This window comes from Ruminococcus sp. AM31-15AC, assembly GCF_003462045.1.
Lineage (GTDB): Bacteria > Bacillota > Clostridia > Oscillospirales > Ruminococcaceae > Hominimerdicola > Hominimerdicola aceti.
The window spans coordinates 23,532-40,505 of sequence record NZ_QTYG01000023.1 but is presented as its reverse complement, the minus strand read 5'-3'; the positions used below and the strand labels follow the sequence as shown (position 1 = coordinate 40,505).

Here is a 16,974-nt window from a genome sequence, read left to right as displayed (position 1 = left end):
ATAGTTAAAAAATTAACTAATTATATTTGATATAATATATTTTGACTTGCTCCATAGGAACAAGAACATTATAGCACAAATTGCGGAGATATACAATATATAATATAGAATTTTCAGGAGGAAAAATCAGTGGGAAGTAAAGTAACAGGCGTAAAGATCAAGGGCATAGGCAAATATGTGCCTGAAATGGTCGCAACAAACGAGGATTTCACAAAGATCGTTGAAACAAGCGACGAGTGGATAACTCAGAGAACAGGCATCAAGCAAAGACACATCACAAATGGCGAGCCTACATACTATCTTGGAGCAATGGCAGCAAAGGCTGCAATGGCTGACGCAGAAGTAAAGGCAGAGGATATCGACCTTATTATTGCCACAACAGTAACAGGGGATTATTTCACTCCGTCACTTTCCTGCCTTATTCAGAGAGAGATAGGCGCGATAGGCTGTATCGCATTTGACCTTAACGCTGCTTGTGCAGGCTTTGTTTACGGCTTTGATACCGCAAAGAGATACCTTCAGAGCGGCGACGGAATAAAGACTGTTCTTTTGGTAGCCTCTGAGGAGCTTTCAAAATTCGTTGACTATACCGACCGTTCTTCCTGCGTGCTTTTCGGTGACGGCGCAGCCGCTTTCGTTCTTGAAACAGCAGAGGATACTACATATTCAAGTTTCCTTGGCGCAGACGGAAACGGTGCAAAGTATCTTGCTTCTCGTGCTTTGAAGTCTGAGAACGCTTTCAGAACCAATACCGAGGAATTTGATATGGATATGCCTGAAACGAAGGGTTATTTCTTCAAGCAGGACGGCAAAGAGGTCTATAAGTTTGCCACAAAGGCACTTCTAAATGCAGTTGAGCAGGCTTGTGCAAAGATAGAGATTTCCCCTGATGACCTTGATTGGATAGTGCCGCATCAGGCAAATATAAGAATAATCGAAACTGCCGCAAAGCACCTTGGCGTTTCAATGGACAAGTTCCCGGTATATATCGACCGCTATGGAAACACATCTTCCGCATCTATCCCTATCGCATTTTGCGACGCAGTTGCAGAAGGCAGGATAAAAAGAGGCGACAAGGTTTGTCTTGTAGGCTTCGGCGGCGGACTTACTTATGGTGCGGCTGTTTTCGAGTATTGATGATCAATATACAGTTTATATTCGGTACATAATAAATTGTTATTATGTATTATGGCATAAAATTTGCTTTTGACAATAAGGAGAACTACTATGACTACTACAAAGACAAGAATAACTGAACTTTTGGGTATAAAATACCCTATCTTTCAGGGCGGTATGGCTTGGATAGCTGAGCATACTCTCGCTTCCGCAGTTTCAAACGCAGGCGGACTTGGCATAATCGCAGGCGGCTCTGCACCTATCGACTACCTGAGAGATCAGATAAGACAGACAAAGGCGGCTGTAAACGGCAAGCCTTTCGGTGTTAATATCATGCTCATGAGCCCTAATGCCGACGACCTCGCTCAGCTCGTTATAGACGAGGGCGTACCTGTCGTAACAACAGGCGCAGGCAACCCAGGCAAGTATATGGCTGCATGGAAAGAAGCAGGCATAAAGGTGATACCTGTCGTTCCGTCAGTTGCTCTTGCAAAGAGAATGGAAAGAGCAGGCGCAGACGCTGTTATTGCAGAGGGAACAGAGTCAGGCGGACATATCGGTGAGAACACAACGATGTGTCTTGTACCACAGGTAGTTGACGCAGTTGAGATACCTGTTATCGCCGCAGGCGGAATAGCAGACGGCAGAGGAATAGCCGCTTCATTCATGCTTGGCGCAGAGGGCGTTCAGCTCGGCACACGTTTCCTTGCCGCAGAGGAGTGTCAGATAAACCCTGTTTATAAGGAGCTTGTTGTAAAGGCAAAGGATACAGACAGTATCGTAACAGGCAGATATACAGGTCACCCATGCAGAAACGTTAAGACAAAGTTCTCAAAGAAGCTTGCAAGCGGTGAAGCAAACGGCACTATCACTCCTGACGAGTTTGAGGAGATCACTCTCGGCTCACTGAGAAAAGCCGTTCAGGACGGCAACCTTGAGGAGGGTTCTTTCCTCTGCGGAGCTATCGCAGGCATGGTAAAGAAGGTCGAACCTGCAAAGGACATGATAGAAGAAATGTTTACAGAAGCAGAAAAGCTGCTGAACAAATAAACTAATAATATGATAAAGTTATTTCAATATCCGCCGGCTTCGAGAAGTGAGATCGGTAAAAGTGTGCTTGTCAGAATGATACCTGCACTTTTAGTGCTGATACTTTCAACGATACCATTATTTATTTTTATTGGAAAAGATTCAGCAGCAAACCGTGATGCGGTCAGAAAGGTCACTTCACAGGAAACAGAAATGGCAGCAGCTGCTGTGTTTATAGTATTTTTACTGTGCGTTGTATACATCAGTATAGCTGCCGCAAAAGCATCGGCAAAACATATGAGAAATTTTACCTGCTATGCGTATTATAAGGGGACGCTTTATAGTATAGGTGCAGCTGTACCGCATTCGCATTCTAATACTTCAAATCACGGTATGAGAAGCATTATGAAAGCACAGGACGACGCAATGGAATTTTTAAGCGACCATTATACGTTGAAAAAGCTTCTTGACGGGGAGATCGAAAACAGCAGGATATTAGTATATGAGGTAAAGGAGCTGACCTTGCTTAAGGAAAATAAAAACGGAATGAAGGTACTTTTACCGAACGGAAGAAAACAGACCATTTACAAAGATATGATAGATTATGATACTCTCAGAGATATCATTTACATCATGCAGAAATAACAGGAGGAAAATAAAATGGCAACAGCATTGATAACAGGTTCTGCAAGAGGAATAGGTGCAGCGATAGCACTCAGACTTGCAAAGGACGGCTATAATATTGCTCTCAACGACATCTCTGAGGCAATGTTTGAAGATAACGATATAATGGATAAGATAAAGGCAGAGGGCGTAGAGTGTGAAAAGTTCATCTGCGACGTTTCAAGCTATGCACAGGTAGAGGAAACAGTCAAGGCAGTAAAGGCTCGTTTTGGCACTATCGACGTTCTCGTAAACAACGCAGGAATCACTCGTGACGGTCTTATGGCTCGTATGAGCGAGGAGCAGTACGATATGGTAGTTGCTGTAAACCAGAAGAGCGTGTTCAATATGTCAAAATTTGTGGGCAGCGTTATGATGCGACAGAAGTCAGGCAAGATAATAAATCTTGCTTCCGTTGCAGGACTTTACGGCAACCCTGGACAGATAAACTATTCCGCAACAAAGGCGGCTATCGTCGGCATGACAAAGACAGTTGCAAAGGAGCTTGGCTCAAGAGGTATCACCTGCAACGCTGTAGCCCCTGGATTTATCAAGACCCCTATGACAGACAAGCTCACAGACGCTCAGAAGCAGGCTATGATAAATCAGATAGCAATGAAGCGTTACGGCGAAGTTGACGAGATAGCAGGCGTTGTATCCTTCCTTGCTTCCAAGGACGCAAGCTACGTTACAGGACAGGTAATAGAAATAAGCGGCGGACTTATGATGTAGCCACTCACCGTGACGGGCATCTTACGTCATGTAGATTTGTTTTACGGAATGTAGATTTGATATGTTTTAAATGATACTAAGGAGTGTTTAAATGAGAAGAGTTGTTATCACAGGTATGGGTACAGTAAACCCTCTTGGCAAGAACGTAGAGGAATTTTGGGCTAATATCAAGGCTAACAAGAACGGACTATCTTATGTTGACCAGTTTGATACCGAAAATTTTCCTGTAAAGATAGTCGGCGCTGTCAAGGATTTTGACTGCACTGAGTATATAGATAAAAAAGAAGCAAAGAGAATGGATAGATTTACTCAGTTCGCTGTTTGCTCTGCAAAGCAGGCTCTTAAAATGGCCGGCTCTGATTTCAAGGACGTTGATCCATTTAAGGCTGGCGTTATAATCGGTGTTGGTATCGGCGGCCTTAACATGACCGAAAAGGAAGTAACAAAGTTCAACGAAAAGCCTGATAAGGTATCAGTTTTCTTTATCCCTATGATGATAGGCAATATGGCGGCTGGTACTGTTGCAATGCATACAGGCTTTAAGGGCGATAATTTCTGTACCACTACAGCTTGCGCTTCAGGTACTCACGCTATCGGCGAAGCTTTCAGAAAAATAAAGGACGGCTATCTTGACGTTTGCCTTTGCGGCGGCTCAGAGGCTTGTATCTCTCATTTCGCACTCAGCGGCTTCAACAATATGAAGGCTCTCTCAAAGGCAACAGAGCTTGACAAAGCGTCAACTCCATTTGACCTGAACAGACAGGGCTTTGTCCTCGGCGAGGGTGCAGGTATCCTTTGCCTTGAGGAATATGAGCACGCTAAGGCAAGAGGTGCGAATATCATAGCTGAGATAGCAGGCTACGGTGCGACCGGCGACGCTTACCATATGACAAGCCCATCACCAACAGGTGAGCCTGCGGCATATGCAATGAAGTATGCTTATGAAGAGGCTGGTCTGAAACCTGAGCAGGTAAACTATATCAACGCTCACGGCACATCAACAGGTCTTAACGATAAGTATGAAACAACAGCTATCAAGATCGCTCTCGGCGAAGAGGCAGCAAGAAAGACTGTTATAAATTCCACAAAGTCTATGACAGGTCATCTTCTCGGTGCAGCAGGCGGCATGGAAGCTATCGTTACTGCACTTTCTGTACAGAACGACTTTGTTCATAAGACAATAAACTACACCACTCCTGACCCTGAGTGCGACCTTGACTACTGCGTTGAGGGCAACAGAGAAATGCCTGTCTATGCAGCACTTTCAAACTCTCTGGGCTTTGGCGGACATAACGCTACTATCTGCATCAAGAAGTGCGACTGATAAGGAGAAACTGATATGAGCGAAAAAATTTATGGTCAGTTTGACCTTGAAACAATAGAGAAGCTTGCCGATATCGTGAAGAATAAAGACCTCGGTGAGATAACAATAGCTGACGGCGACAAGGTGATAACAGTAAAGGGCAAGAAATGCCCTCCTCCTGCACCAATGGGAATGCCTATGCCAATGGCTGTAGGCACAGCTTTACCTGCTGCCCAGACAGCACCGGAAGCGTCGGCAACATCAGCACCGGTAACAGGCGGCAAGGCAGTTAAAGCCCCTATCGTGGGAACATTCTATGCCGCTCCGTCACCTGATTCAAAGCCGTTCGTAAGCGTTGGCGACAAGATAAAGAAGGGCGACACTATCTTCATTATCGAGTCCATGAAGGTAATGAGCGAAGTACAGAGCGAATTTGACGGCGTGGTAAGAGAGATATGCGTAAACAGCGGCGACGCTGTTGAGTTCGATCAGACCATAATGATACTTGACTAAACTGATTTGGAGGAAAGACAATGGCAGTTGTTTTGAATAAAGAGCAGATCATGGAAATAATCCCTCACCGTGACCCTTTTCTGCTTATCGACGAGGTAAACGAGCTTGAAGTGGGCAAGCGTGTAAAGGCTACAAAGTATATAAAGGCTGAGGACTTTTGGTTCAAGGGACATTTCCCGAACTATCCTGTTACCCCGGGTGTACTTATGGTAGAGATGTGTGCGCAGGCAGGTGCAGTTGCACTGCTTTCACTTCCTGAGAATAAGGGCAAGATAGGTCTGTTCGGCGGCATAAACAACTGTAAGTTCCGTCAGCAGGTAGTGCCTGGTGATAAGCTGGATATCGAGGTGGAGATAATCAAAGTCAAGGGTCCTATCGGCGTTGGAAAGGCACTTGCTTCTGTAAACGGCAAGAAGGCTGTTTCCGCTGAGATAACTTTTGCGATAAAGTAAGGTATCTCTTATTCTAGTCATAATTAGTGAGGCATAATATGTTCAAAAAAGTATTGATAGCGAACAGAGGCGAGATCGCTGTCCGCATTATAAGAGCCTGCCGAGAGCTTGGCATACATACTGTTGCGGTATATTCCACCGCCGACAGAAATGCTCTCCACGCTCAGATAGCAGACGAAGCCGTTTGCATAGGTCCTGCACCAAGCAAGGACAGTTATCTTAATGTCAGGGCGATAATCTCCGCCTGCGAGATAACAGGTGCAGACGCTATCCACCCGGGCTTTGGCTTTCTGTCTGAAAATCCGTCCTTTGCGAGAATGTGCGAAAAGTGCGGCATAACTTTCATAGGACCAAGAGCCGAGTCTATTGAAATGCTTGGCGATAAAGCGCAGGCAAAGGAAACAATGAAAGAAGCAGGCGTGCCTGTTATAATGGGTTCAGACGGCGCTATCTCAAATATCCATGCGGCGCATACCCTTGCAAGAGATCTTGGCTACCCTGTTATGGTAAAGGCTTCAGCAGGCGGCGGAGGACGTGGCATAAGGATCGTTCACTCCGACGATGAGCTTGAAGCGCAGATGACCGCCGCAAAGCAGGAAGCTCTTGCCTGCTTCGGCAATGACGAGATCTATATTGAGAAATTCATAGAAGATCCTAAGCATATCGAGATACAGATACTTGCAGATAATTACGGCGATGTTATCTATCTGGGCGAGCGTGACTGCTCCATGCAGAGAAGAAATCAGAAAGTCCTCGAGGAAGCCCCTTCCCCTGCAAGCTTTATGAATGAGGAGCTTCGTGCGAAAATGGGCAAAGCCGCTTGTACAGCCGCTAAGGTCTGCGGCTATAGGAACGCAGGCACTATTGAGTTCCTTGTGGATAAAAACGGCGAGTTCTATTTCATGGAAATGAACACCCGTATACAGGTGGAACACCCTATCACAGAAGCTGTTACAGGCGTTGACCTTGTAAAGCAACAGCTCCTTATCGCATCAGGACAGAGATTGTCTATAAAGCAGGAGGATATAAAGCTGACAGGTCATGCAATAGAGTGCCGTATAAATGCGGAAAATCCGCTTCTTGATTTCAGACCGTCACCGGGCAGGATAAAGTCGCTCTTTATCCCCGGAGGACCAGGAATAAGAGTAGATACCGCAGTTTATCAGGGCTATGAGATACCGCCTTATTACGATTCCATGATAGGCAAGCTCATTGTTCACGGTAAGAATAGAGAAGAAGCTATTGCAAAAATGACATGGGCGCTGTCTGAGTTTATCGTGGACGGCGTTGCAACCAATGTTGATTTCCAGCTCAAGCTTATAAGACGCCCGGAGTTTTTAGAGGGCAATTACGATAACGGTTTTCTTAACCGTACCGACATTTTGGCAGATGAGAGGAGTAAGGAATAATGCTTGAAGATCTGTTTTCTGTCGTTAAAGTAAGATTTAACGGCGATAAGGCGGACGATGACAAGAAAAAGACCGATATCCCAAAGGGTCTGCTTTTCAAGTGTCCAAGATGCAGAAACGTCACTTTTATGGAGGAGTTTCAGGCAAACGGCAAGGTATGTCCTCACTGTAACTACCATTCAAGACTTACCGCAAAAGAACGTCTTGATATCACCATAGATAAGGGTAGCTTTGAGGAATTTGATAAGGATATGGTATCAAAAAATCCTATAGATTTCCCTGACTATGAAGCAAAACAGCAGGCTTTGAGAGAAAAGACCGGTCTTAAAGACGCCGTTATCACAGGAAAGGCTGCCATAAGAGGCGAGAAGATAGTTATAATCGTTATGGATTCCAACTATATGATGGCTTCCATGGGCAGCGTTGTGGGAGAAAAGATAACACGAGCTATCGAATACGCCACCGCAAATAAGCTCCCTGTTATCGCATTCACAGCCTCAGGCGGAGCAAGAATGCAGGAGGGTATAGTTTCCCTTATGCAAATGGCGAAAACAAGCGGTGCTGTGGCTAGACATAACCAAGCAGGTCTGCTTTATATCGCAGTTATGACCGACCCTACCACGGGCGGAGTAACAGCTTCCTTTGCGTCACTGGGCGATATCATAATCGCAGAGCCAAAGGTGCTTATCGGATTTGCAGGCAGACGTGTTATAGAGGGTACTATCAAGCAGAAGCTTCCTGACGATTTCCAGTCTGCCGAGTTCATGCTTGAAAACGGCTTTGTTGATATGATAGTCGAGCGAAAGAAAATGAGAAGAGTTCTCGCTCATATACTCAGACTTCATAAGCCGGCAAAGGAGGTGTCCTCAAATGAGTGAGCTGACAGCTTGTCAAAGACTTGATATAATCAGACACAAGGGCAGACCGACTGCCAAGGACTATATCCCTCTTATATTCGACGATTTCTTTGAGATGCACGGAGACAGACTTTTTGGCGACGACGGTGCTGTTATGGGTGGTATAGCCTATTTTAAGGGCATACCTGTTACAGTTATTGCAGAGGTAAAGGGCAGAGATCTTGCAGAAAATCAGAAGTGCAATTTCGGTATGCCACACCCTGAGGGCTATAGAAAGGCTCTCAGGCTTGCAAGGCAGGCTGAGAAGTTCCATAGACCTGTTATATGCCTTGTTGATACAGCAGGCGCATTCTGCGGCGTAGAAGCTGAGAAGCGTGGTCAGGGCGAAGCGATAGCCAAAAACATCATGGAGTTCATGACCCTCAAGACTCCTGTTATCTCCATAATACTCGGAGAAGGCGGTTCGGGAGGAGCGCTGGCTCTTGCAGTTTGCGATGAGCTTGCAATGCTTGAAAACGCTATCTATTCGGTAATATCACCGAGAGGCTTTGCAAGTATCCTGTGGAAGGATTCCACAAGAGAGCGTGAAGCCTGCGATATAATGAAGATAACCGCCGAGGATCTTACAAGACTTGGCGTGTGCGACCATATAATTTCCGAAGCCGACGGCGGCGCACATAACGACCCACAGCTCACTGCGGAGAATATCTCTGACTATATCGAGGGAGCTTTGAAAAGAAAATTGCAAAAAGGTCTTGACGAATTGCTTGAGGGGCGGTATAATAAGTTTAGGACTGTGGGCGAGTTTGAGGAAAGTTCGCAGGAATGAGTTTTTTTGATGATCATGCCGAATGATTTGCCGACTTATGAGCGGCGGCGGCTGACATAAATGCTGCGCTGAGCGGCAGACCCAGTAAAGTACAGAATGGAGGTAAAGTAATGGTATTTGATAAGATCAAGGACATTATCGTAGAGCAGCTCGACGTTGAAGAGGACGCAGTAACTATGGAGGCTTCTATCACAGATGATCTCGGCGCTGACTCACTGGACGTAGTTGACCTTGTAATGAGCATCGAGGAGAGCTTTGATGTAGAGATCCCTGATGAAGAGGTCGAGAACATCAAGACTGTTGGCGATATCGTTAAGTATATCGAGAACAAGGTCGAGGAATAATCTTTGACTGTTTCAAAAAGCTGTGCTTTTGCACGGCTTTTTTTATTTTACCTGATTTGTGGAATGTGCACAAAATGGGAGTATATTTATTAAAGGGTATAGACAAATGAGGGCTGTTGTGATATAATTAAATCAATGAGTAAATATTGGGGCTATGCTCCGGAAAGGAAAAATGATGCTGCATGAAAAATCCTGCGGTGCTATCGTTTACAGAAAGTATCACGGAAACACCGAGATACTGCTGATAAAGCATATCAACAGCGGTCACTGGTCATTCCCAAAGGGTCACGTTGAGGGCGATGAAACAGAGGAAGAAACTGCCAAGCGTGAGATCATGGAGGAAACGGGGATAGACGTAAATCTTGATACCACGTTTCGGGAGATAGTGTCCTATTCACCAAGGAAGGACACACAGAAGATCGTTGTCTACTTTATCGGCAAAGCAAAGAACACCGACTACACTCCTCAGGAAGAGGAGATCGCAGACATACGCTGGGTCGAGATCGGCAGGGCAGGACAGGTCCTGTCTTATGAAAACGACCGCAGTATTGTAAACAAGGCGAAGAAATTTATAATCTGAAAAGAGTTCCATAAAATGCGTTCAGGTGTTGAACGGTGTTTTATGGAACTTTTTGTTTGCATCGTCATGGTGCGTGATAAAATCAAAGCTGAGTGCATTTTAGACACCTTTTTATATTCGATTTTCAAGTTGCGTTCGGGGTGTGTCACCGAGTATAATGCCCTAGGTTTTGCATACACAAAATATCAAATGCACGCCCACGTTCTGACACAAGTACTCTACAGCCTGCTCCAGAAACTCCCTTCGGTTTCACTAAGTCACAGGGCTTGTACGTGCCCGCAAGTGTCAAAACGCTTTCTACTTATACACGAAAAAGGGGTGTTTTGTTGCATAAAAAATGCAACAATTGCAGAAATGTTACCAAATTAAAATATAAATCATTTGTTTGCATAAATCATATGTGCAAAATTTGTGCATAATTGATGCAAGGGGCGTTATCCCCCTAAAAAAACAGGAACGAACAAAGTCCGTCCCTGTCTGCGTTTCAATTATGTAAGCGATGTGAAATCATATCTCGCTGTCATTATAACACTCGAACACCTTTTCAGCATGAGCCTTGTCAGCGTCGCTCTGCCTTGTGATAAGGCTAACGATAGGTACAAGAACAAGTCCGAAAAGCATTGCAAATGCGCCTGCGTTGATAGGCGAGGCAAGGTTTATGCCCCAAAGTGTTCCTGTGTGTCCTGCAAGGGTGTAGTATGCCATGTGTACCACCGTTATGCCTACTCCTGCGATAAAGCTTGCCATGCAGGCCGCCTTTGTTACGCCCTTCCAGAAAAGTCCGTACATAAACGGCGCAAGGAATGCTCCTGCAAGTGCGCCCCATGAGATAGACATGAGAGTTGAAATTACTGTCTGCGGATTTTCAAGGGTGATTATTGCAAGCACAACTGAGATGATAAGAAATACGGCAATGAAAATTCTCATTGTGATAAGCTGTTTTTTCTCGTCCATTTTTTCTTTCATTATAGGCTTGATAAGGTCGATAGTCAAAGTGGAGCTTGATGTAAGCACCAGTGATGAAAGCGTTGACATTGAAGCCGAAAGCACAAGAACGATAACAAGTCCGAAAAGCAGTGAAGGAAGCTTCTCCATCATAGTCGGAACTATTCCGTCAAAACCGCCCTCCGGAAGTCCGTCAGCGCTCTTGACAAAAAGTCTGCCGAAGCCACCAAGGAAGTAACAGCCGCCTGCTACCACTACTGCAAAGAATGTGGATACTATAGTGCCTGTTTTGATAGCCTTGTCGTCTTTTATTGCATAGAATTTCTGCACCATTTGCGGAAGTCCCCATGTGCCGAGAGAGGTAAGAATAACAACGCCTGCAAGGTTTATAGGGTCAGGGCCGAATAGTGACGAATATGCACCCTTGTCGCCATTTGCGCCAGGAATATCACCAAGCAGGTCAAGAGAATTTCCAAGGCCACCGTTTTCGCCAAGCACTGCAAGCACTACCGCCGCAATGCCTACAAGCATTACTATTCCCTGAATAAAATCGTTCAGTGCTGTAGCCTTGTAGCCACCCATGATAACATACACCGCAGTGAAAACTGCCATGCCGATTATACAATATCTGTAAGGAATGCCAAAACCCTTCTCGAAAAGTCTTGACAAGCCGTTGTAGACCGAAGCCGTATAAGGGATAAGGAATACGAACACGATAAGTGCCGAAACTATCTTCAAAGGCTTGCTGTTGTATCTCTTTTCAAAATATTCAGGCATGGTCTTTGCCTCAAGGTGCTTTGACATTATCCTTGTACGTCTGCCCAAAACTTTCCATGCAAGCCATGAGCCTATGACGGCGTTTCCAATTCCTACCCATGTGGAAGCTACACCGTAATTCCAGCCGAATTTTCCTGCGTAGCCTACAAAAATTACTGCCGAGAAGTATGAAGTTCCATATGCAAAGGCTGTGAACCATGCTCCAAGACCTCTTCCTCCCAGTACAAAATCATTGACGCTTGCCGATTTTCTGCGGTAATAAACACCTATGCCTATCATAAGTGCAAGGTATAATACCAATACTATCCACCTTGCTGTCAATCCAATACACTCCTTTTACTTCATGTGTCGCTTTAAAGCTTTTATGCTTTTGCGTTTTTACTTGCTAAAGTACAATGATACTATTATAGTACAAAGCGGAGTATTTGTCAATACGAAACGGCATAAAAAAGCCGCCGCAAAGGGAAATTTTGCGGCAGCTTTTTTGGTGAAAATCACGAAGCTTACCTGTGTAAAACATCATCGTTCATCGTGACGGTCGCTTTCGCCTGCGGTGATACAAAGGCACATTGTCACAACGCCCACAAAACCGCCTACCAGCGTTCCTGCAAAAAATTCAAGCATAAAAACACCTCCTGCGGATAGTGTGGGCATTTCTTGACAGCGTTATTCAGCGGTATGGTCACATGAGGGCGTAGTTTCCGTTTATATCCTTGACATGGCGAAGCTCAACATAAGCCGAGCGGTAAAAACCGAAGGTTCGGGATAGGTCAAGAAAGCGGTAAAAATCATTGTATGGTCGGTCGGAAAGATAGAAAACAATGATGTGCTTTTTGTGTTCCCCCTGACGAACGCTTGTTATCTTCATTGGATAGCCGAACTTGTCAGCCAATTTTTGAAGCTCTTCCGCCATGCGCACGAACTTTTCTTCCTCGGATTTTATTTTGGCTTTTTGTGCGGAAGAAAGATTTTTGTAGCGTTTATAACCTTTTTCAGCCGCCCAAAAGGGGCAGTCCTCAAATTTCTGAAAGAAAACGCACTGCTTTTCACCGCATTTGTGGTTTCTGTAAATGCTTTTTGTAACATAGCCTTTGTGCAGGTCGCAGTGACAGAAGCCTATAAGCTTGCGCCTTTGAACATAAACATAATCTCCCGAAACAAGCTTTGCGCCTTTAAGCTCATCGTCTTCACGTTGCGAAACGGCTTTTTCCTTTTTAGGAATGTAATTCATGTTGAAACTATTGATATACTTGTCCCAGTAGTTGTCATCACTTTGCTGCATAATGCTTGCACCTTTCACCTTTTTAAAGTATTATACCATACTAAAACAAATTTGTGGTAACATTTTTTGGACAGATGAAGAATTATACTGCGATCATTATGATAAGAGCCATCACAGCGAGAAAAGCGATATTTGCGGCTGTGAAATATGCGAAATATCTGCCTTTGATATGTGGGTGGCTGCGGCATATCTGCTTGTAGGATATAAGGCTAGCCATGGAGGCGATAAGAGTGCCAAGGCCGCCTATGTTCGTTCCTATTATAAGTGCGTTCAGCTTGTTGGTGAAGCCTGAAAGGAGTATAGCGCATGGAACATTGCTTATTATCTGACTTGCGGCAACGGCAATAAAAAGCTCGTGACCGTTTATTATGCTGCTGAGGACACTGCGGAAAATCTCTACTCTGCCCATATTTCCGATAAAGATGAAAAATCCGCAGAATGTAAGAAGCAGTGGGTAATCAACTGTTTTAAGCACGTTTCTGTCAGCAATGGCAGAGAAAGCAAGTGCGCAGAGGGTTGTTATCTGCCATGGGATAAGCCTTGCAACTGTAAGCAGGCAAAGTACAAAAAGCAGGACGTATCCTGAAAGCTTTGTCTTGTCTTTAGTCGAATATGTATCGAAGTTTTCAGCAGTTATATCTGTCTTGACAGACAGCTTTCCTGACTTTTTACACACTGCAAGCGTCCACAGAAAAAGCATCGCTCCTGCCACAATAGTAAAGGGAAGCATAAGTACAAGAAAATCTTCCAGCTTCATATCTGATACACCAAAAAGGTATAGATTCTGAGGATTGCCTATAGGCGTGAGCATACTGCCAAGATTTGCGGCAATGGTCTGCATGACGACAATGGGTATGAGAAGCTTGTTGCCTGCTTCACCGAGAGTTGAGAGGGCGGTGAGAGTGAGGGGAACAAAGGTCAGAAGTGAAACGTCATTTGTTATGAACATACTTGAAAAGAAGCAAAGCCCCACAAGCACTATGGAAAGCTGAAATGCGGTATTGACTTTGCTTATGATGAATTTTGCACTGCGTTCAAAAATGCCAAGACCTTTGCAGCCCTCGGTCACTGTCATAAGAGAGAACAGAAGTCCAAGTGTTCTGAAGTCGATATAACTTGCATATGCTTTGTCAGGTGTGATGAAAAATGCAGATATAACGGCTAAAAGCATTGCCACTATCAGGACGGTTTCTTTTTTAGCGAAGTTAAAGGCTTTTTTTATGGCGTTCATTTTTATCATTTCCTGTCGTTGTATTCTTTATTTAGATTATACTACAAAATCAAAAATCTTTCAAGGAGCGAGAATGTCACTGCATTGACGAAAAAAACGCAGTGTGGTATTATAATATCAGAAAAAAATTAAAATCGACACAAAGCTGCGGAGATGTTGTTCAGTTTTCTTTTGGAGTTATGTATAATATAGACATAAAATACAAAGGAGGCTGTGAAAAATGAACACAGATAAGATCTACGCAGAACAGTTGGCAAATGAATATGCACCAAAGGACACATCAAAGGTGGTGGCACTTCGCAAGCTCGATAAAAAGGCAAAGCTTCCTGCGAACATTTTTACTTACTCGCTGGGAATACTTTCGGCACTGGTTTTCGGCATTGGAATGTGCCTTGGAATGAGAGTTATCGGAAGCGGCTCAACGGCTTCTTTCGTTGCAGGAATTATCATTGGCATTATCGGCATGATAGGCATGGGAGTTAATCTGCCGATATACAAAAAACTTCTTGAAAAGGGAAAGCAGAAATATGCTTTTGAGATAATTGAACTTGCGAAAACTATAAGTGACAAGGAATAATGAAAAAGGCAAAGAGCATACTTTTAAAGCTCTTTTTCCCACCTAAGTGGGTCATCTTTTTAGTGTCGCTCATAGGTTTTGGAGGACTTATATGGGTGTTTGCTTCTAAAAATCAGCATGGCATTGCCGTATATACTATATATGGTATATCTGCTTATGCCCTTTCTGTGGTATCAGTTTCAGCACCTAAGATATACAAAAGTATCAGAAATTTTTCAAAAAACAACAGGGCTGTTGTAAAGCTAAAAGGCACTGAGTTTGGAGGGAAATATTTCAGCGACATTTCTTTTCGTGGAAGCGTGAGCATTTATCAGGGAATGGCGGTGAATTTTCTATATGTGGTGTTCCGCTTTGTTGCAGGGGTGACGTATGATTCCGTATGGTTTATTTCAATGGCGGTGTATTATCTTGTGCTTGGCATACTAAGGGTGTATCTTATAAGCTGTTACAACAGAAAAAATGCAGACAGACTCAGGTGTTACCGCAACACGGCGTGGCTACTTTTTGTACTAAATATACCTATGGGCGGAATGATACTGCTGATGATAAAGACGAACTCAGGGTACTCATATCCTGGGTATATAATATATGTTTCAGCCATGTATACATTTTATATAGGGATAATCTCGGTGGTAAATCTGGTGAAGTTTCGCAGGCTGGGCGACCCTGTTTTGTCTGCGGCAAAGGTACTTAATTTGGTGTCTGCAATGATGTCTATACTTGGTTTGCAGACGGCGATGATCTCAGCATTTTCAAAAGATGGTGAGGGCTTCAGAAAGCTTATGAACACTCTTACAGGCACAGCGGTGTTCGGTGCTGTGATAGTGATAGCGGTGTATATGATTATCCACAGCAGAAAGCTCAAAACAGAGAGGTGAGAGATTTGAACAAGTCAGATAGCAAATATTTTAATACTGCAGAGAAAATGGACAAGGCGTTTCTTGAACTGCTTCAGAAAAAGGATCTTTCTTTTATAACTGTTAAAGAGATATGTCAGAGTGCAGGGGTAAATCGCTCGACTTTTTATCTGCACTATGAAACTATCGGCGATCTTTTGGAAGAGAGCCTTGAATATATGAACAACAAATTTCTCGAAACTTTTAAGGACAGGCAGAGCGTTTTGCCGGAAATAGAAAGCTGCTCACCCGATGAGCTTATATGGATAAAGCCCGAATATCTGCTGCCTTATCTCAATTATGTGAAGAACAACAGGCATCTTTATCAGGCGGCGATGAAAAATCCTGCTGTGTTTGGTGCGGACAGGACTTACAAGAAGATGTTCGAGCATATTTTTGACCCTGTACTGGAAAGGTTCGGTGTGCCTGAGGAGCAGAGACACTATATTATGTCATTTTATGTAAACGGCATAGCAGGGATAATAGAGGAATGGCTAAAGGGCGGCTGCAAGGACGATATAGAGCATATCACAAAGATGATAGAGGGGTGTATACCGAAATTTAAAAAAATATGATATTCCCCCTTGACAAGTTTAAATAACCATGTTATAATAACATCGTTATTATAACATGGTTATTTTCAGGCAGGTGCAAAATGAGAACGGAAACAGCAGGAGTTACAGAAACTCTTATAGAGAGTGCAAAAAAAAGAATTTCTTGAACACGGCTTTCAAAATTCAAATCTTCGCAGGATCTCTTCTGAGAGCGGAGTAAGTACGGGGTCTATATATACACGCTTTGGGGACAAGGCTGGACTTTTTTCGGCGGTAGTAAAGCCGGCTGCAGACGGACTTATGGAGTTGTATCTTGAAAGCATAACCGCTGCAAGGGAGAGCGGCGACCCTGCGGAGGCGACAAGTCAGGGCAATGAGGGAACTGAGCTTGTGCTGAAATATATTTATGAAACTTTGACGTTTTCAAGCTTATCTTCTGCCACTCGGCAGGAACGGAGTATGAGTATTATTTTGACGAGCTTGCTGAGATAGAGGAAAAGTATTACAGGGAGTTTGTAAAGCAGTTTTCAAGGCGTGAAAACATGGTGAGCGACTTCTTTATACACGTTATCTGCCGAACAGGCTGGTCTTATATTTACGAGGTGGTCTCTCATGATCTTTCTTATGATGAGGCGCAGATCTTTATGAAAAGCATAAGAGAGTTCTGCTTCGCAGGCTGGGGGAAAGTTCTTGGGGCAGACCTGTGATGATATGCACTTGTAGGGGCAAACAGTGTTCGCCCGCTATAGCTATGTTTGGAGCTGTTTAGGAAACGTTTAGCCGCTCCCTTACAAATAAACCGTCAAAATCATTTTATTCTTTTAACATTTTCAGCAACCCCATATAGGGTGTTGCTTTTTAAATGGCAATGGGTTAGTTTAATCT

Annotated in this window: 21 protein-coding genes; 17 read left to right on the top strand and 4 right to left on the bottom strand. The window is 44.0% G+C overall.

All coding sequences use genetic code 11. The features are described from left to right. The first annotated feature begins 129 nt into the window (after nucleotides 1–129). The 12 genes from DW793_RS08155 to DW793_RS08100 all read left to right on the top strand — a co-directional run bounded on the left by DW793_RS08155 (nucleotide 130) and on the right by DW793_RS08100 (nucleotide 9,827). Complete coding sequence (locus tag DW793_RS08155) at nucleotides 130–1,137, top strand: beta-ketoacyl-ACP synthase III (RefSeq protein WP_252969752.1); 1,008 nt, start codon at nucleotides 130–132, stop codon at nucleotides 1,135–1,137. 90 nt (nucleotides 1,138–1,227) lie between these two features. Then, nucleotides 1,228–2,166, top strand: a complete 939-nt coding sequence (gene fabK / locus DW793_RS08150; RefSeq protein WP_118157594.1) for an enoyl-[acyl-carrier-protein] reductase FabK — start codon at nucleotides 1,228–1,230, stop codon at nucleotides 2,164–2,166. A gap of 9 nt (nucleotides 2,167–2,175) precedes the next feature. Continuing rightward, nucleotides 2,176–2,790, top strand: a complete 615-nt coding sequence (locus tag DW793_RS15375; protein WP_118157593.1) for a hypothetical protein — start codon at nucleotides 2,176–2,178, stop codon at nucleotides 2,788–2,790. 15 nt (nucleotides 2,791–2,805) lie between these two features. Continuing rightward, complete coding sequence (fabG, locus tag DW793_RS08140) at nucleotides 2,806–3,540, top strand: 3-oxoacyl-[acyl-carrier-protein] reductase (protein ID WP_038672431.1); 735 nt, start codon at nucleotides 2,806–2,808, stop codon at nucleotides 3,538–3,540. 91 nt (nucleotides 3,541–3,631) lie between these two features. After that, nucleotides 3,632–4,864: a beta-ketoacyl-ACP synthase II gene (fabF, locus tag DW793_RS08135; protein WP_118157592.1), complete on the top strand. Its 1,233-nt coding sequence runs from the start codon at nucleotides 3,632–3,634 to the stop codon at nucleotides 4,862–4,864. A 15-nt stretch (nucleotides 4,865–4,879) separates the two neighbouring features. Continuing rightward, nucleotides 4,880–5,356: an acetyl-CoA carboxylase biotin carboxyl carrier protein gene (accB, locus tag DW793_RS08130; RefSeq protein ID WP_038672426.1), complete on the top strand. Its 477-nt coding sequence runs from the start codon at nucleotides 4,880–4,882 to the stop codon at nucleotides 5,354–5,356. A 20-nt stretch (nucleotides 5,357–5,376) separates the two neighbouring features. Continuing rightward, nucleotides 5,377–5,808, top strand: coding sequence for a 3-hydroxyacyl-ACP dehydratase FabZ (gene fabZ / locus DW793_RS08125; RefSeq protein WP_022288125.1), 432 nt, complete (start codon nucleotides 5,377–5,379; stop codon nucleotides 5,806–5,808). A gap of 38 nt (nucleotides 5,809–5,846) precedes the next feature. Continuing rightward, the gene (locus DW793_RS08120) at nucleotides 5,847–7,217 is read left to right on the top strand and encodes an acetyl-CoA carboxylase biotin carboxylase subunit (RefSeq protein WP_038672424.1); all 1,371 of its coding nucleotides are present in this window, start codon (nucleotides 5,847–5,849) and stop codon (nucleotides 7,215–7,217) included. Next, entirely contained in the window at nucleotides 7,217–8,095 is an 879-nt protein-coding gene (accD, locus tag DW793_RS08115; RefSeq protein ID WP_046439842.1) for an acetyl-CoA carboxylase, carboxyltransferase subunit beta, read from the top strand. The genes DW793_RS08120 and accD overlap by 1 nt, the downstream gene beginning before the upstream one ends. After that, nucleotides 8,088–8,903: an acetyl-CoA carboxylase carboxyltransferase subunit alpha gene (locus DW793_RS08110; RefSeq protein WP_022288122.1), complete on the top strand. Its 816-nt coding sequence runs from the start codon at nucleotides 8,088–8,090 to the stop codon at nucleotides 8,901–8,903. Before accD ends, DW793_RS08110 begins: the two co-directional genes overlap by 8 nt. A 110-nt stretch (nucleotides 8,904–9,013) precedes the next feature. Beyond that, entirely contained in the window at nucleotides 9,014–9,247 is a 234-nt protein-coding gene (locus DW793_RS08105; RefSeq protein ID WP_022288121.1) for an acyl carrier protein, read from the top strand. Between the two features lie 175 nt (nucleotides 9,248–9,422). Next, nucleotides 9,423–9,827, top strand: a complete 405-nt coding sequence (locus DW793_RS08100) for a bis(5'-nucleosyl)-tetraphosphatase (protein ID WP_046439839.1) — start codon at nucleotides 9,423–9,425, stop codon at nucleotides 9,825–9,827. A 507-nt stretch (nucleotides 9,828–10,334) separates the two neighbouring features. On the opposite strand, the gene DW793_RS08095 is transcribed toward DW793_RS08100, so the two are convergent. The 4 genes from DW793_RS08095 to DW793_RS08080 form a co-directional block, all read right to left on the bottom strand. Then, nucleotides 10,335–11,828, bottom strand: coding sequence for a sodium:solute symporter family protein (locus DW793_RS08095; RefSeq protein WP_118157596.1), 1,494 nt, complete (start codon nucleotides 11,826–11,828; stop codon nucleotides 10,335–10,337). Nucleotides 11,829–12,068: 240 nt separating this feature from the next. Beyond that, nucleotides 12,069–12,173, bottom strand: a complete 105-nt coding sequence (locus DW793_RS08090) for a DUF3789 domain-containing protein (RefSeq protein ID WP_022288118.1) — start codon at nucleotides 12,171–12,173, stop codon at nucleotides 12,069–12,071. A 58-nt stretch (nucleotides 12,174–12,231) separates the two neighbouring features. Further along, nucleotides 12,232–12,831: a hypothetical protein gene (locus DW793_RS08085; protein WP_022288117.1), complete on the bottom strand. Its 600-nt coding sequence runs from the start codon at nucleotides 12,829–12,831 to the stop codon at nucleotides 12,232–12,234. An 82-nt stretch (nucleotides 12,832–12,913) separates the two neighbouring features. Further along, nucleotides 12,914–14,062 (bottom strand): SLC13 family permease, encoded by a 1,149-nt coding sequence (locus tag DW793_RS08080; RefSeq protein ID WP_118157591.1) that lies wholly within the window; start codon nucleotides 14,060–14,062, stop codon nucleotides 12,914–12,916. Between the two features lie 220 nt (nucleotides 14,063–14,282). On the opposite strand from DW793_RS08080, the gene DW793_RS08075 reads away from it, so the two are divergent. The 5 genes from DW793_RS08075 to DW793_RS15365 all read left to right on the top strand — a co-directional run bounded on the left by DW793_RS08075 (nucleotide 14,283) and on the right by DW793_RS15365 (nucleotide 16,796). After that, a complete protein-coding gene (locus DW793_RS08075; protein ID WP_118157590.1) occupies nucleotides 14,283–14,639 on the top strand; it encodes a dihydropteridine reductase in 357 nt (118 codons plus the stop codon). Beyond that, nucleotides 14,639–15,517, top strand: coding sequence for a hypothetical protein (locus DW793_RS08070; RefSeq protein ID WP_118157589.1), 879 nt, complete (start codon nucleotides 14,639–14,641; stop codon nucleotides 15,515–15,517). Before DW793_RS08075 ends, DW793_RS08070 begins: the two co-directional genes overlap by 1 nt. 5 nt (nucleotides 15,518–15,522) lie before the next feature. Next, a complete protein-coding gene (locus tag DW793_RS08065; RefSeq protein WP_118157588.1) occupies nucleotides 15,523–16,110 on the top strand; it encodes a TetR/AcrR family transcriptional regulator in 588 nt (195 codons plus the stop codon). 123 nt (nucleotides 16,111–16,233) lie between these two features. Further along, a complete protein-coding gene (locus DW793_RS15370) occupies nucleotides 16,234–16,581 on the top strand; it encodes a TetR/AcrR family transcriptional regulator (RefSeq protein WP_252969751.1) in 348 nt (115 codons plus the stop codon). 50 nt (nucleotides 16,582–16,631) lie between these two features. Beyond that, on the top strand, nucleotides 16,632–16,796 hold the full coding sequence (locus tag DW793_RS15365) for a hypothetical protein (RefSeq protein WP_252969749.1): 165 nt from the start codon (nucleotides 16,632–16,634) through the stop codon (nucleotides 16,794–16,796). Nucleotides 16,797–16,974: the final 178 nt, after the last annotated feature.

Excerpts from the sequence above, each read along its gene's own strand:
- fabK (WP_118157594.1), top strand. The coding sequence starts at position 1,228 with ATGACTACTACAAAGACAAGAATAACTGAACTTTTGGGTATAAAATAC.
- DW793_RS15375 (WP_118157593.1), top strand. The coding sequence starts at position 2,176 with ATGATAAAGTTATTTCAATATCCGCCGGCTTCGAGAAGTGAGATCGGT.
- fabG (WP_038672431.1), top strand. The coding sequence starts at position 2,806 with ATGGCAACAGCATTGATAACAGGTTCTGCAAGAGGAATAGGTGCAGCG.
- fabF (WP_118157592.1), top strand. The coding sequence starts at position 3,632 with ATGAGAAGAGTTGTTATCACAGGTATGGGTACAGTAAACCCTCTTGGC.
- accB (WP_038672426.1), top strand. The coding sequence starts at position 4,880 with ATGAGCGAAAAAATTTATGGTCAGTTTGACCTTGAAACAATAGAGAAG.
- fabZ (WP_022288125.1), top strand. The coding sequence starts at position 5,377 with ATGGCAGTTGTTTTGAATAAAGAGCAGATCATGGAAATAATCCCTCAC.
- DW793_RS08120 (WP_038672424.1), top strand. The coding sequence starts at position 5,847 with ATGTTCAAAAAAGTATTGATAGCGAACAGAGGCGAGATCGCTGTCCGC.
- accD (WP_046439842.1), top strand. The coding sequence starts at position 7,217 with ATGCTTGAAGATCTGTTTTCTGTCGTTAAAGTAAGATTTAACGGCGAT.
- DW793_RS08110 (WP_022288122.1), top strand. The coding sequence starts at position 8,088 with ATGAGTGAGCTGACAGCTTGTCAAAGACTTGATATAATCAGACACAAG.
- DW793_RS08105 (WP_022288121.1), top strand. The coding sequence starts at position 9,014 with ATGGTATTTGATAAGATCAAGGACATTATCGTAGAGCAGCTCGACGTT.
- DW793_RS08100 (WP_046439839.1), top strand. The coding sequence starts at position 9,423 with ATGCTGCATGAAAAATCCTGCGGTGCTATCGTTTACAGAAAGTATCAC.
- DW793_RS08095 (WP_118157596.1), bottom strand. The coding sequence starts at position 11,828 with ATGATAGGCATAGGTGTTTATTACCGCAGAAAATCGGCAAGCGTCAAT.
- DW793_RS08090 (WP_022288118.1), bottom strand. The coding sequence starts at position 12,173 with ATGCTTGAATTTTTTGCAGGAACGCTGGTAGGCGGTTTTGTGGGCGTT.
- DW793_RS08085 (WP_022288117.1), bottom strand. The coding sequence starts at position 12,831 with ATGCAGCAAAGTGATGACAACTACTGGGACAAGTATATCAATAGTTTC.
- DW793_RS08080 (WP_118157591.1), bottom strand. The coding sequence starts at position 14,062 with ATGAACGCCATAAAAAAAGCCTTTAACTTCGCTAAAAAAGAAACCGTC.
- DW793_RS08075 (WP_118157590.1), top strand. The coding sequence starts at position 14,283 with ATGAACACAGATAAGATCTACGCAGAACAGTTGGCAAATGAATATGCA.
- DW793_RS08070 (WP_118157589.1), top strand. The coding sequence starts at position 14,639 with ATGAAAAAGGCAAAGAGCATACTTTTAAAGCTCTTTTTCCCACCTAAG.
- DW793_RS15365 (WP_252969749.1), top strand. The coding sequence starts at position 16,632 with ATGGTGAGCGACTTCTTTATACACGTTATCTGCCGAACAGGCTGGTCT.